This is a genomic window from Thiocapsa sp. UBA6158 (genome assembly GCF_002423035.1).
Taxonomy (GTDB): Bacteria; Pseudomonadota; Gammaproteobacteria; order Chromatiales; family Chromatiaceae; genus Thiocapsa.
The window spans coordinates 1-13732 of sequence record NZ_DIUM01000030.1; the positions used below are offsets into that span (position 1 = coordinate 1).

Below are 13732 nucleotides of genomic sequence, written 5' to 3' on the forward strand. Positions count from 1 at the left end.
TGCGCTCGAATTTTGCTTTGGACATGAACGGCTCCCCGCATGGTTCAAATCGACAAGTCGCGCTGGACGCTACTGATACGACGATCCAAGATCGACGACTGAATCTGGAAAAACGAAAGTGGAGCCCATGACCGGAGTCGAACCGGTGACCTCACCCTTACCAAGGGTGTGCTCTACCAACTGAGCTACATGGGCGATCGCAAAGCACACTTCTCAATGGAGCGGGTGATGGGAATCGAACCCACACCATCAGCTTGGAAGGCTGAGGTTCTACCATTGAACTACACCCGCAGCGCTTTCACGCCGAACGACGGGCTTGGAGGACAACCAACGACCTGCCGGCAGGCCTCGTCGTTGTCGCGCCTCGAGGCCTTACGCTCGATTCGCACGCCCAGCCCGCAAAGGCCATCCGCAACGACATCGCTGCGGTCTAAGATTTGGTGGAGGGGGGAGGATTCGAACCTCCGAAGGCTGAGCCGTCAGATTTACAGTCTGATCCCTTTGACCGCTCGGGAACCCCTCCTTAAAGAGCGACGCAGTATAAAAGGCAGAACCGCCAGCGTCAAGCCGGCGTGAATGATTGCGCGCAAGACAACCGGGCCGCGCTCGATACCCGAGGCAAGCGAGTCGATACACCCCGGCCCGGCGGATATACAATCGACGAGCCGAGCCGGGAGCCGCGCGCCGGACTCAACGGCGCAACGGCGCTGCGTGCGACCGGACGGCCACCCCGATCCCTGTTGATCCGACTGAAAAAGCCCGGAGACGATAAAGAATGGACGTTACGATTTTTGGCAGCGGTTACGTTGGACTGGTGACTGGCGTCTGCTTGGCGGAGGTCGGCAATCGCGTCCTCTGCATCGATGTGGATCCCGCCAAGATTGCCCTCCTCAACAGCGGCGGCGTGCCCATCTACGAGCCCGGACTCGACGAGCTGATCAAGCAGAACCGCGATGCCGGACGGCTGACCTTCTCGACCGATGCCGAGGAAGGGGTGCGTCATGGGCTGTTTCAGTTCATCGCGGTGGGCACGCCGCCGGACGAGGACGGATCGGCCGATCTTCAATACGTCCTCGCGGTCGCACGCAGCATCGGCGAGCACATGGACGCGTACCGAATCCTGGTGAACAAGTCGACCGTACCCGTCGGGACCGCCGATAAGGTGGCTGCCGCCGTTCGCGATGCTCAAGCCGCTCGCGGCACGACGGTGGATTTCGACGTGGTCTCCAATCCCGAGTTCCTGAAGGAGGGCGCAGCGATCGACGACTTCATGCGCCCGGACCGTATCATCGTCGGAACGGACAACCCGCGCACCGGCGAACTGCTGCGCGCGCTCTACGCCCCCTTCAATCGCAACCACGACCGCGTCATGCTGATGGACGTGCGCTCGGCCGAGCTGACCAAATATGCGGCCAATGCCATGCTGGCGACCAAGATCAGCTTCATGAACGAGCTGTCGAATATCGCCGAAGCTGTCGGAGCCGACATCGAAAAGGTCCGTGTCGGCATCGGCTCGGATCCGCGCATCGGCTACCAATTCATCTACCCCGGCTGCGGCTACGGCGGCTCCTGTTTCCCGAAGGACGTGCGCGCGCTCGAGCGCACCGCGCGCAGCTTGGGCTACGACCCGCAGCTGCTGCATGCCGTCGAGGCCGTGAACTTCCGACAGAAGGATCTATTGTTCAAAAAGATTCACGCGCACTTCAACGGCGACCTGCAGGGCCGCACGATCGCCCTCTGGGGTCTGTCGTTCAAACCCAATACCGACGACATGCGCGAGGCATCGAGTCGCGTCTTGATGGAATCGCTTTGGGAGGCAGGAGCGAGGGTTCAGGCATTCGACCCGGTTTCGATGCCCGAAACTCGGCGAATCTATGGCGAACGGGCCGATCTGGCACTGGTCGACGACGCCCTTTCGGCATTGGAGGGTGCGGACGCACTCGCCGTCCTGACCGAGTGGGCGCAGTTTCGCAGCCCGGATTTCCGGATGATCAAGGACAAGCTCAGGGCCGGCGTGATCTTCGACGGTCGCAACATCCTCGACGGGCATCTCGCGACCGCAACCGGACTGACCTATATCTCGATCGGTCGCTTACCGATGACGGCGCAATAACGCCTCACCGGGATCGCCCACACCCTCGACCCGCCCACGCAGCGGCGCGAGCCTGCCCAGACAACATTGCGACGACGCTTGCCCGGCACACCGGACGAGCGTCGTCGACGGTCCCTTAAACCGTGCCGGCTCCGGCGGTCGTCAAATCTTCCGGGCCGACCCCATCCAGAGACATCGCATACCGCGCCGGGCGCTGTTTAAAAACGGTGATTCCAACCGATTTGGATATCCATCTGCTCCATATAGATGGACCCCGATTGGGTCTGGGTGATGCTGGGGCTCGTACCGCTCAGCTCTTCCTCCGGCATGTAGGAAAAGGCGAGTGCGAACTCATCCTTCTCGGTAAAGCGGTAGGACGCACCCAAGGTCAGGTGCCAACGAATGGTCGCGGGCGCCAGAATGTTGAAAAGGGCCTGCCGACCGGAGGCGAATTCGGTGTTGTAGCTCACACCGCCCATCAGACTCAGCTTCTCGTCGTGGTCGTAACGCACGCCCAACTTGAAGATGTCCATGCTGTCCCATCCGAACCCGAGCCCGTCATCCCCGCCCAGACAGAACGCGGGTTTGGGGTTCGAGGTGAAACAGGGCGAGATGTCGTTGTCGTTCGAATTGGAAATCGACGAGACCTCGCCGTAGAAGATGCGCTGGTAGTCGAACGCGAAGGTCAGATCCGGCCGCGCCTTGAAGGCGACGCCGAAGTTCAACATCGCCGGGATATCGAACTCGCCATGATTTGCAAACAACCCCTTGTAGTCGTCGAATTCCGACATCCACATCTTGCTGCGATACGACATCCCGAACGCCAGTTGCTCGGTCACCTCGCCGTACCACCCCAGATGCAGGCCGGCGCCATAGGACCAGTCGGTTCCGTTGTTCGAGACCTTATCCGGGTAAAGGGAGGCCGCGCGGAACGGCTGAAGCCCTTTGATCTCGATACTCTGCATCGCAAAAACCGGCGCGATACCGACCGCTTGCTTGCCGTCGGCAAACTTGAAGGTATAGGGGATCTCGATGAACAACTGCTCGAGGTTGACGCCGGTCGAGCCGGTCGCGCTCAGAAAGCCGCCGGGGTTGGCGTTGTTGCCGTTCGGCGGCGGGGGCATGTCTGGATCCGTGACCGGCATCGGCGGATTCGTCTGCGTAAACAGAAGACCGCCAGGGCTCGCGATGGTGCCGGGGGGCGGCTTCATCCCGGGTCCGATCGCCAGCTGATTGGGTGCCGCGGCAAAGTTCTCCCAGACCGGACGGTCCCGATAGTCGCTGTTCATCCCGCCGTTGCCGAATACGGAAAAGCCGATCGTGCTTTTTTCATCGAGTTCGTAGTTGAAGCCGAAGCTCGGAATCAAAAACCAATCCCCTTCGCTGTCGTATCGGCCCGGAGTAACGAAAGGCCCGGTCGGAAAGCCTGACGGACGGCCTACCGAGAAGTCATCGCTGGCGTCGTAGCCGCGCGGAGACGGACTGAAGAAGGCCAAACCCACATCAAGCGTAGTCCCGACGAATGCCATTCCGGCAGGGTTCGTGGCCGTAACGAGCGTGTCCTGCGGCAATGCCGCGGCGACACCCGCCATCGCCTTGGATTTGGTGCCCCAGCCGTGCGAGAAATATCCGTTGGTGGCCACTGCCAGTGTCGGCAAGGATGCGCACGCAATTACTACAGCCCTCAACGGCCACTTCAATGTTCCGGTCATGTGCGAAAACTCCTCCAGTCATCGTGCCGCTTGAACGGCTAATTTTGTCGTTGGCATAGTCGAGCCCCGTTCGACGGGCGATCCAAAACCAGCATCGACGGGTGGACGAATGCGGAGTTGAGCCATCATTGAAGACCGCGGAGACGACCTCGCCCACCGACTGGTCGGAAGACTTCGGATTCAGTGCGAGCGATTGCTCGATCCCGAATACGGCATCCTTCGACGGAATGTTTTCGGAAGACGCGGTGGGGCACTTTTACGGAAAGGGCCGAGACACGCGGCGATCACGGAGATCAGACGGAATATTCGGCTCGGGATTGCGATTTGTCAAACGCCGCTACACCGCGTTCGGAGTCAACGATCGACGCTGGACGCCGATTCAAACTCGGCCGACATCATCGACACTGTCGCTGACGCGATTTAGGAGAACAAAAATCAGGATCTTAAAGGATTTCAGGCGTGGCTCCCACCGATTTGGCCCCTGCGGGGTCGAGTGCGCGCGCGAACCACGCATGAGAACCCGAACGCCGTTTAAGCGGACCGTTGCGAATGGAGACGATTCATGGCGATCTGGAAGCGACCGGCGACGAGATCCGCGAGGATCCTCTCGGCGTCGGCAAGGGCTGCATCGATCTGCTCGGCGTCGGCCTTGGACGGACGTCCGAGGACATAACCTGTCACCAGGGTACGCTCGCCCGGGTGGGCGATCCCGATCCGCAGACGCCAGAAGTCACGACTGCCCCCGAGTGCGGCGATGGTGTCGCGCAGCCCATTGTGCCCGGCATGACCGCCGCCCTGCTTGAGGCGAACCTGGCCAACAGGATGGTCGAGCTCATCGTGAGCGACGAGGATCTGCTCGGGAGGGATGGAATAGAAGCGGGCGACCGCGGCGATCGATTGACCGCTGCGGTTCATGTAGGTCGAGGGCTTGAGCAGACGCACATCCGCGCCGCCGACCCGGATTCGGACGAGTTGGCCGAAGAATTTCGGCTCGGCGCGAAAGGTCTCGCGAAAATCCTCGGCGATCCGATCGACGAGCCAAAAGCCGACGTTGTGACGCGTCGCCTCGTACTGCTCACCGGGATTGCCGAGCCCGACGATCAGACGGATACCGGCGGGCTCGCTCACCGGACACCGCCGACCGAGGCACAACACGGGCGGCGCAGGCCGGAAAAGCGACCCTCGAGCACCCGGTCGTCGCCGAAAAAGCGTCTTTCAGGGAGGCAAATCGGCACTGTCGTCGGCCGTCTCGAGCGCCCGATGATGTCAGGCGCCTTCCTCTTCCTCCTCCGCCTCGTCACCGCCGCCGCGCGGGCCATAAATCATGGCGACGGCCTCGTCCGACTCGGGAGCATGCGCAAGGGTCACACCCTCGGGCAACTGGATCTCGGACAGATGGATGATCTGGCCGATATCCGTATCGCCCATATCGACGACGATAAACTCCGGGAGATCCTTCGGCAGACAGACGATCTCGAGCTCGGTGATGTTGTGGGACACCTGCCCACCCATCTTGATGCCCTTGGAGCGGTCCTCGTTGATGAAATGCAAGGGTACGTTCATGCGCAGCTTCTCGTCCTGCGTGATCCGCAGAAAATCCGCATGCTGCACGAAAGGCTTGGCTGGATGGCGCTGCAGGTCCTTCAAGACGACCTTCACCGAGCGCTCACCGATCTTCAGATCGAGGACGTGCGAGTAAAATGCCTCGCTCTCCAGGTGCTTGAGCAGCTCGTTATGACCGACCGAGATCATCTCGGGCTCCTGATGGCCACCGTAGACGATGGCGGGCACCTGACCCGTGCGACGCAGGCGGCGGCTCGCACCCGTTCCTGCCGTTGCGCGGGGCTGCGCGTTGATCTCGAAACTGACGCTCATCGGCGTTCTCCGGTTGATGATGACTACAAAAACGCGCCGGATCCCGCGACCAGGATCACGACGCCTGAATGGTTAAATCAGTCGACGAACAGCGAGCTGACCGACTCTTCGTTCGAAACCCGGCGCATCGTCTCGGCAAGCAGCTCGCCGATACTCAACTGCCTAATCTTGGGACAAGCCTTCGCCGCCGGACGCAACGGAATGGTGTTGGTGACCACCAGCTCGTCGAGCCGGGATGCCGAGATGTTGTCGACGGCCGGCCCCGAGAGCACCGCGTGGGTGCAGTAGGCCACGACCCGACAGGCACCGGCATCCTTCAGCGCTGCAGCGGCACTGCAGAGTGTCCCCGCCGTGTCGACAAGGTCGTCGACGATGACACAGGAGCGATCCCGAACATCGCCGATGATGTTCATGACCTTCGCCTCGTTCGCCCGCGGACGGCGCTTGTCGATGATCGCGAGATCCGCATCGTCGAGCCGTTTGGCGAGCGCGCGCGCGCGGACCACGCCGCCGACATCCGGCGAGACGACCATGAGAGCGTCGTAGCGTTTTCGCCAAACATCGCCCAACAGAATCGGCGAGGCGTAGACGTTGTCGACCGGGATATCGAAGAAGCCTTGGATTTGATCCGCGTGCAGATCGACCGTCAGAACGCGATCGGCACCGGACTGACCGATCATCTTGGCGACGAGTCGCGCCGTGATCGGAACACGCGCGGAGCGGGGCCGGCGATCCTGCCGAGCATAGCCGAAGTAGGGGATGACCGCGGTAATGCGCTTGGCCGACGCCCAGCGCAGGGCGTCGATCATCACCAGCAGCTCCATCAGATTATCGTTCGTCGGAGCCCCGGTCGGCTGCACGACGAAGACATCGCGCCCGCGCACGTTCTCCTGGATCTCGGCCATGACCTCGCCGTCGCTGAACTGACCGACGACGGCCTTACCGAGCGGAACGCTCAAATAACCGGCGATCTCGACCGAGAGCTCCGGATTGGCATTCCCGGAAAAAACCATCAAATGGCTGGCAGGCACTGGCGATTTCCTGACGTCTCACTGGGGGATGACAACACCGGGACCGGGGCTCGAATGAAACGCCATATCGCGTCGGCTGACCGACGCGGCGTATCCTGGCTCGACAGGGTATGGCTGGGGCGCCAGGATTCGAACCTGGGGATGCCGGGATCAAAACCCGGTGCCTTACCGCTTGGCTACGCCCCAAAAAACTGATCTAGACCTCGAAAACAAGCACTCTGCACGACGCACGATTAGGGCAGCCTGTCCATGTACGCGAGCAGCGGCGATCGATTCAACCCGCGGGCGACGAACGCGCGCATCGCGGGCGGACATTGCTCCAGCGCGCACCGTGCTTGAGAAGGATCTTCGAAGACCGCAAAAACACAGGCGCCGGTTCCGGTCAAACGTCCACCGCCCCAGCCCGAAAGCCAGTCGAGAGCCTCTGCAACCGGGTCATATCCGCGTCGCACGACGCTCAGGCAATCGTTCGAAACGTCGCCGGCAACGAAGTCCGCTAGTGTGGCGGGCACCGAATCTCGTGTCAACTCAGGATGCATAAACACATCCCTCGTGGAGACCGAGCAGGGCGGAGACAGCACCAGATACCAGGGCTCGGGCAGCGTGACCGGCGTCAGGCGCTCCCCGACACCCTCCCCCCAAGCCGCAAATCCGCGCACGAAGACAGGCACGTCGGCGCCCAGAGGCAAGGCCAGTTCCGCGAGTGAGTCCTCGTCGAGACCGGTGGCCCAAAGCCGATTCAGTGCAACCAGCGTGGTCGCCGCATCGGAGCTGCCGCCCCCGAGCCCCCCGCCCATCGGAAGCAGCTTCTCGCAGCGGATATCCGCCCCGAGACGACAACCGGTCGCGTCCCGCAGCGTCTGAGCCGCGCGGACGGTCAGATCGTCCTCCGGCGCGACACCCGGCACGTCGAGGAGACGATGGATCAACCCGTCCTCGCGCACCTCGAACCGAAGCCGATCGCAACGGTCGATGAACTGGAACACCGTCTGCAGCTCGTGATAACCATCCGGCCGACGTCCGACGATGCGCAGCATAAGATTGAGTTTGGCGGGCGCGGGCCAAAACGACTCGGGGGACGACTCGAACCTGAACGGCTCGCTCATCGGGCTCTGGCTCATCGGGCTCCGACTGATCGGGTTCTGGCTCATTGCGACGGCTCGCCGCCGGACGCGCGGTGCCGGCTCATGACCTCTTTGAGGTACTCGTGGTCCGGATGCTCCTTGGCCGCCGCATCCCAAACCTCGAGGGCCTCTTCGCGACGATTCATGGCCCAGAGTACCTCGCCGAGGTGCGCGGCGATCTCCCCGTCACTCAAGTTCTCGAGCGCGCGCTTGAGATAATCGAGGGCGGTCTCGTAATCGCCGAGGCGGTAATACACCCAGCCCATACTGTCGAGGATTGCCGGCTCGTCCGGCTTGAGCGCATAGGCCTTTTCGATATATCCCTTGGCCTCGGCGTAGCGGTCGGTTCGATCCGCCAGCGTGTAGCCGAGCGCATTCAGGGCGTCGGCATGCCCGGGATCGATCTCGATGATCCGCCTCAGGTCCTGCTCGGCGAGGACGATCCGATCGAGCTTGACCGCCGAGAGCGCCCGCGCGTAAAGCAGATTTTCATCGTCCGGGAATGCCTGCAAGGCGCTGTCGAAGATCGTCATCGCCTCGTCGGGTCGGCCCACCGACTCGAGGATCTCGGTCTCGACCAAGTAGAGAAGAACGGCGTTTTCGGGCCCGCGGTCACGCAACTGCTGGAGGATCTCGCGCGCACGCCGTACATCGCCGCCCTTCGCACTCAGCAATGCCGTGCGGATCTGCGCATCGACCGCATTTGCGCCCTTGACCTTGCCGTACCACGCAAGCGCGGCCTCGGGATTTTCGGCACGCTCCTCGACCTGCCCCAGATAGAAGGCCGCCTCGTCTCGACGCTCGCCGGTCTCGTACAGACGCGTGAAATAGATGCGCGCTCCTTCCGTATCCTCGAGCTGCAACGACAGGACGCCGACGGCGAACAGCACATCCGGCTCCTTCGGACGATTGTCGAGTAGGCGCTGAAAGACATCGCGTGCGCTGGAAAATTCTTCTTCCTCGACGAGGAGCTGTCCGTACAGCATCCGCAAGACCTGATCGTCGGGACTCAGCGCGAGATACTCCTCCAGCAACGACCGCGCTTCGCCGCGCTTGTCCGAGGAGATCAACAGCTTCACCAAAAACAGTCTCGGCTTGTTCCATTCCGGGCTCAGCTCGAGCGCTCGGCGTGCGGCGGCATCGGCAATCTCGAGCTGCGACGCGCTGGCCGCCACCATCGCAAGCGACTGCTGCGCATGCGCGCTCTGCGGAAACTGGTCGGCCAGCGCCTGCATCAGTCCGACACGGGCCGCAGGCATCGGCGCCCGCGAAATGATGGCGGCGGCCTGTCCGAAGGCCGCGTCCGGGTCATCGGGCGAGAGCTGCACGAGGCGCATCAGATGCAGGAGCGCCCCCTCGTGGTCGTTCGCCTTGATGCGGGAGAAGGCGCCCAGCTGATGCGCGCCGGTCGATGTGGGATCGAGGTCCAGCCAGCGCTGCAAGCCCTGCTCGGTCGCCGCATCGTTGCCCGCAGCGATGGCCGAACGCACGGCCAGCTCGGTCAGGCGAGGATCCTTCGTCAGGTCGGCGGCCTCCAGATAGTAGGTGAATGCGGTATCCATATCGCCGCGCCGTGCGGCGATCTCGGCAACCAGGACCGCATAGATCTGATCGGCGTCCAGACCCCCGGAGAGACCCGCCGCATCGGCCTCGGGGCGATCGATCGGCGTGTCGGCGGATCGCTCGGGCTGCGGCGTGCTGGTCGGCGCCGGGCTCGATACAGGATCCGGGATCTGCGCGAACGCGCCCGCGGACAGAAACGCCAAAACGGCAAAGAACCCGCCGACAGTGGAAAGCAGAGACGAGCGTGGCATGTGTATGATCCGGCAAGAGCCAATCCAACAACGATTGTGATCGTGAGAGCCCAGTATAGCGAAGCAGTTCCTTCCTCCTACACCCGAAAAACCACAAGATCGACGTCGGTGGGTTTTCATCGACCCCCGAAAGTCGGACAATCGCGAGGATCACCACCTGACATCCTCGGAACTATGAAGCTGCTCGTTCTCGGACTCAATCACAAGACGGCGCCGGTCGATGTCCGCGAGCGGCTCGCCTTCGGCCCCGACATCATCGTCGGCGCCTTGCGCGACCTCACCAATTGCGACGGTATCGCCGAGGGCGTCGTACTCTCCACCTGCAACCGCACCGAGATCTACTGTGCGGTACAGGATTGCTCCGAAGAGGCCGCCCGGCACTGGCTGAGCCGATTCCACGGGGTCGACCAAGAGCGTGTGGGGCCTTTTCTGTATGCCCACATCGGACGCGATGCGGTCACCCACCTGCTGCGTGTGTGCAGCGGGCTCGACTCGATGGTCCTGGGCGAGCCGCAGATCCTGGGGCAGGTGAAGAACGCCTACCAGACCGCGACCGACTGTACCGCCACCGGGAAGCTGCTCGGACGACTCTTCCAGCACGCCTTCTCGGTCGCCAAGACCGTCCGCACCGAGACGGCGATCGGCAGCAGCCCGGTCTCGGTCGCCTTTGCCGCGGTGAACCTCGCACGCCAGATCTTCAGTGATCTCTCCCAACAGACCGCACTCTTGATCGGTGCCGGGGAGACCATCGAGCTGGCCGCTCGCCATCTGCACCGCGCCGGTATCGGACGCATCATCGTCGCAAACCGCACCGTCGAGCGCGCCCATGAGCTCGCCTCGCAGTTCGACGGCTTCGCGATCGCCCTGACCGAGCTCGGCAACCACCTGGCCGAGGGCGACATCATCATCGCCTCCACCGCCAGCCCCTTGCCCGTGCTCGGCAAAGGCACGGTCGAGCGTGCGTTGAAGAAACGCAAGCATCGTCCGATGTTCATGGTCGACATCGCGGTGCCGCGCGACATCGAGCCCGAGGTCCGGGAGCTCAGCGACGTCTATCTCTACACCATCGACGATCTGCAGGGTGTCATCGACGAAGGGCTGCGCTCGCGTCAGGCCGCCGCCGCTCAGGCCGAGGACATCATCGGCTTCCATGCCGACGAGTTCATGGCCTGGCTGCGTTCGCTCGATGCCGCCGGGCTCATCCAGGATTATCGCCAACGCGCCGAAGAGCTGCGCGACGATGTCCTTGCGCGCGCCCAGCGCCAGCTCGACGCCGGCAAGCCGCCGACCGAGGTGCTCAACTATCTCGCCCACACCCTGACCAACAAACTGTTGCATGCGCCCAGCTCGCGCCTGCGCCAAGCCGCCCGCGAAGGCGAAGCGGAGATCCTGGTGGCGGCCAACGAGCTCTTCCAGCTCGACCCGAACCGCGCCATCTCCACTCAATGAACCCATCCATCCGAAGCAAGCTGGAGCGCATCTCGGAGCGCTTCGGCGAGGTCGTCGCGTTGCTGGCGGAGTCCGAGACCCAGTCCGATCAGAATCGTTTCCGCGACTTGAGCCGCGAGTATGCCCAGCTCGAACCCCTCATCGAAGCCTACAACCGGTATCGCGCGGCGGAGCTCGACGTGGCCGCCGCCGAGGAGATGCTCGCCGACCCCGAGATGGCCGCACTCGCGCGCGAGGAGATGGCCGAGGCGAACGACCGGCGCGAGCAGCTCGAGCCCGAGGTCTATCGCCTCCTCGTCCCGCCGGATCCCGACGATCAGCGCAACGTCTTTCTCGAGGTCCGTGCCGGTACCGGCGGCGCCGAGGCGGCACTCTTTGCCGGCGATCTGCTGCGGATGTATCTGCGCTATGCCGAGCTGATGCGCTGGCAGGTCGAGCCGATTGCCGAGAGCCCCGGCGAGCTCGGCGGTTACAAAGAGGTGATCGTGCGCATCATCGGCAACGGCGTCTTCTCGCGCCTCAAGTTCGAGCCCGGCGCGCACCGGGTACAGCGCGTCCCCGAGACCGAATCCCAAGGCCGCGTCCACACCTCCGCCTGTACCGTCGCCGTCATGCCCGAGGCGGACGCCATCGATTCCATCGCAATCAATCCGAGCGAGCTGCGCATCGACACCTACCGCTCTTCGGGCGCAGGCGGCCAGCATGTCAACAAGACCGACTCGGCGATCCGCATCACTCACCTGCCCTCCGGGATCGTCGTCGAGTGCCAGGAGGAACGCTCCCAGCACAAGAACCGGGCCAAGGCCATGTCGCTGCTCCAGGCCAAGCTGCTGTCGGGCGCTCGCGCGACTCAGGCGTCCGAGCAGGCGCAATCGCGTAAGCTCCAGGTCGGCAGCGGCGACCGCTCCGAGCGGATCCGCACCTACAACTTCCCCCAGAACCGACTGACCGACCACCGCATCAACCTGACCCTCTACAAGCTCGACGAGATCATGACGGGCCAGCTCGATCAGGTCATCGATCCGCTGCTTCAGGAGTATCAGGCCGAGGAGCTGACCGCGATGATGCATGGCTGAGACCGGACCGGACGGGGCTGGCTCGGAGTCCACAGCAGAACCCTGCGGAACGGCACGCGCGGTCGAGTTGCGCGTCGAGGCCATCCTACAGCAGGCGACAGCGGCGCTCGCAATCCTCCCGGAAGGCACGCCTCGTTTGGAGGCCGAGCTGCTCCTGACCCAAGCGACAGGCTGGTCGCGGACCCGTCTCTTCGCCTGGCCAGACCACCCCGTCGCACCCGATGCCCATGCGCGCTTCGACGCACTGCTCGCCCGCCGTCTGGCCGGCGAGCCCATCGCCTACATCAGAGGTCGACAGGACTTCTGGAGCCTGGAACTCCTCGTCACACCCGCCACACTGATCCCGCGCCCGGAGACCGAGCTGCTGGTCGAGACGGCGCTCGAGTTGCTCCGCGCCGACGCACCCCTGCGGGTCGCCGACCTCGGCACCGGCAGCGGCGCCATCGCCGCGGCCTTGGCCACAGAGCGGCCCGCATGGCAGCTTGTCGCGACGGATCGCTCTCCCAACGCGCTCGAGGTTGCTCGCGAGAACCTCGTCCGGCTCGGTCTGCGAAATGTGACCCTGCTCAGGGCGCACTGGTCGGACGCCTTCGCGCCGGGAAGCCTGGATGCCCTGGCGAGCAACCCGCCCTACGTCGCCGACGGCGACCCCCATCTTACCCGCGGCGACCTTCGATACGAGCCGCCCGAGGCCCTGACCCCCGGCGGCGACGGCCTGGACGCCTATCGCGCGATCGCAGCCGATGCACGCCGCTGCCTGCGCCCCGGCGGATGGCTCTTCCTCGAGCACGGTTACGACCAAGGCAGCGATATTCGCCGAATCCTCGCCGACGCAGGCATCAAGGCGCCGAGCACCCGAAGCGACCTCGCCGGCCACGATCGTCTGACGCTCGGGCGCGTGTGATTCGGGGGCTTCCTGCCTCCTGCCTCCTGCCTCCTGCTTCCTGCTTCCGGCCTTATGCTTCATCCCGCCAGCTATCAGCTTTCATAGATTCGCTGGTGGCTGGCGGCTGGCGGCTGGCGGCAGACCGCTGCCGGCCCATTTCCCGACGCCTTGACTCAGACTCAGAATGTCAGTATATTAGCAATAACTTATTTTATAGCAGAGCAAAGACTCATGAAGTCAACCTCGATCCTCTTGATCTCGACTTTGATCGGCTCGTCCGCCGCGATTGCCGACACCCGCCCGCTCGCAATCGCCCTCGACGGCAGCTTCGAGCACGACCGCACGTTCGCGACACAGGCCGGTCACGACTGGTACCAACAGCAGCGCAGGATCGCCGCAGAGCTCATGGCCGAGCACATGCTGGCAAAGCTGCACGAGTCGTCCGACGCGGTCGTGCCGGATACCTGTGTTCGGGGTGATGCCTCGCCGAGCGGTCGTTTCGCGAGCGCCGAGTTGGAGCAGATCGCCCACGTCTTGGCGGATCCGCGTGTGATCGAGCTCTTGGAGACCAGCGCCTACTACGCTGCGGTCGTCGAGGGGCGCGAGCCCGTGACGAACTGACCACATCGCGTCTTCGACAAAAAAGACCGGGCCGCTTTTCAACGGCCCGGTC

The 13732-nt window shown here is 63.5% G+C and carries 11 protein-coding genes and 4 tRNA genes; 5 read left to right on the top strand and 10 right to left on the bottom strand.

What is annotated here, in order from left to right; translation table 11 throughout:
* Positions 1–119 precede the first annotated feature (119 nt).
* The 3 genes from B4N44_RS04535 to B4N44_RS04545 all read right to left on the bottom strand — a co-directional run bounded on the left by B4N44_RS04535 (position 120) and on the right by B4N44_RS04545 (position 523).
* A tRNA-Thr gene (locus B4N44_RS04535) sits at positions 120–195 on the bottom strand.
* Positions 196–217: 22 nt separating this feature from the next.
* Positions 218–291, bottom strand: a tRNA-Gly gene (locus B4N44_RS04540).
* Between the two features lie 147 nt (positions 292–438).
* Positions 439–523, bottom strand: a tRNA-Tyr gene (locus B4N44_RS04545).
* Between the two features lie 252 nt (positions 524–775).
* Here B4N44_RS04545 and B4N44_RS04550 point away from each other — a divergent pair.
* Entirely contained in the window at positions 776–2113 is a 1338-nt protein-coding gene (locus B4N44_RS04550; protein ID WP_296697343.1) for a UDP-glucose dehydrogenase family protein, read from the top strand.
* A gap of 197 nt (positions 2114–2310) precedes the next feature.
* Here the strand turns inward: B4N44_RS04550 and B4N44_RS04555 are convergent, their stop codons facing one another.
* The 7 genes from B4N44_RS04555 to B4N44_RS04585 form a co-directional block, all read right to left on the bottom strand.
* Positions 2311–3804, bottom strand: coding sequence for an OmpP1/FadL family transporter (locus B4N44_RS04555; RefSeq protein ID WP_296697345.1), 1494 nt, complete (start codon positions 3802–3804; stop codon positions 2311–2313).
* A 531-nt stretch (positions 3805–4335) separates the two neighbouring features.
* A complete protein-coding gene (gene pth, locus B4N44_RS04560; protein ID WP_296697346.1) occupies positions 4336–4932 on the bottom strand; it encodes an aminoacyl-tRNA hydrolase in 597 nt (198 codons plus the stop codon).
* 138 nt (positions 4933–5070) lie between these two features.
* Complete coding sequence (locus B4N44_RS04565) at positions 5071–5679, bottom strand: 50S ribosomal protein L25/general stress protein Ctc (protein ID WP_296697348.1); 609 nt, start codon at positions 5677–5679, stop codon at positions 5071–5073.
* A gap of 77 nt (positions 5680–5756) precedes the next feature.
* Positions 5757–6710, bottom strand: coding sequence for a ribose-phosphate diphosphokinase (locus tag B4N44_RS04570; protein ID WP_349681064.1), 954 nt, complete (start codon positions 6708–6710; stop codon positions 5757–5759).
* 111 nt (positions 6711–6821) lie between these two features.
* Positions 6822–6896: transfer RNA gene (locus B4N44_RS04575), tRNA-Gln, on the bottom strand.
* Between the two features lie 47 nt (positions 6897–6943).
* Complete coding sequence (gene ispE / locus B4N44_RS04580) at positions 6944–7831, bottom strand: 4-(cytidine 5'-diphospho)-2-C-methyl-D-erythritol kinase (protein ID WP_296697350.1); 888 nt, start codon at positions 7829–7831, stop codon at positions 6944–6946.
* Positions 7832–7857: 26 nt separating this feature from the next.
* Positions 7858–9648, bottom strand: a complete 1791-nt coding sequence (locus tag B4N44_RS04585; RefSeq protein ID WP_296697352.1) for a tetratricopeptide repeat protein — start codon at positions 9646–9648, stop codon at positions 7858–7860.
* Between the two features lie 174 nt (positions 9649–9822).
* On the opposite strand from B4N44_RS04585, the gene hemA reads away from it, so the two are divergent.
* From hemA to B4N44_RS04605, 4 genes are all read left to right on the top strand, one after another.
* On the top strand, positions 9823–11097 hold the full coding sequence (hemA, locus tag B4N44_RS04590; protein WP_296697354.1) for a glutamyl-tRNA reductase: 1275 nt from the start codon (positions 9823–9825) through the stop codon (positions 11095–11097).
* Positions 11094–12173: a peptide chain release factor 1 gene (gene prfA / locus B4N44_RS04595; RefSeq protein ID WP_296697356.1), complete on the top strand. Its 1080-nt coding sequence runs from the start codon at positions 11094–11096 to the stop codon at positions 12171–12173. The genes hemA and prfA overlap by 4 nt, the downstream gene beginning before the upstream one ends.
* Positions 12166–13077: a peptide chain release factor N(5)-glutamine methyltransferase gene (gene prmC / locus B4N44_RS04600; protein WP_296697358.1), complete on the top strand. Its 912-nt coding sequence runs from the start codon at positions 12166–12168 to the stop codon at positions 13075–13077. Before prfA ends, prmC begins: the two co-directional genes overlap by 8 nt.
* Before the next feature lie 213 nt (positions 13078–13290).
* Positions 13291–13680, top strand: coding sequence for a hypothetical protein (locus B4N44_RS04605; RefSeq protein WP_296697359.1), 390 nt, complete (start codon positions 13291–13293; stop codon positions 13678–13680).
* Positions 13681–13732: the final 52 nt, after the last annotated feature.

What these genes read in the sequence shown, in the direction of transcription:
- prmC (WP_296697358.1), top strand. Translation starts at nt 12,166, where the DNA reads ATGGCTGAGACCGGACCGGACGGGGCTGGCTCGGAGTCCACAGCAGAA.
- B4N44_RS04565 (WP_296697348.1), bottom strand. Translation starts at nt 5,679, where the DNA reads ATGAGCGTCAGTTTCGAGATCAACGCGCAGCCCCGCGCAACGGCAGGA.
- ispE (WP_296697350.1), bottom strand. Translation starts at nt 7,831, where the DNA reads ATGAGCCAGAGCCCGATGAGCGAGCCGTTCAGGTTCGAGTCGTCCCCC.
- B4N44_RS04555 (WP_296697345.1), bottom strand. Translation starts at nt 3,804, where the DNA reads ATGACCGGAACATTGAAGTGGCCGTTGAGGGCTGTAGTAATTGCGTGC.
- B4N44_RS04585 (WP_296697352.1), bottom strand. Translation starts at nt 9,648, where the DNA reads ATGCCACGCTCGTCTCTGCTTTCCACTGTCGGCGGGTTCTTTGCCGTT.
- hemA (WP_296697354.1), top strand. Translation starts at nt 9,823, where the DNA reads ATGAAGCTGCTCGTTCTCGGACTCAATCACAAGACGGCGCCGGTCGAT.
- B4N44_RS04605 (WP_296697359.1), top strand. Translation starts at nt 13,291, where the DNA reads ATGAAGTCAACCTCGATCCTCTTGATCTCGACTTTGATCGGCTCGTCC.
- prfA (WP_296697356.1), top strand. Translation starts at nt 11,094, where the DNA reads ATGAACCCATCCATCCGAAGCAAGCTGGAGCGCATCTCGGAGCGCTTC.
- B4N44_RS04550 (WP_296697343.1), top strand. Translation starts at nt 776, where the DNA reads ATGGACGTTACGATTTTTGGCAGCGGTTACGTTGGACTGGTGACTGGC.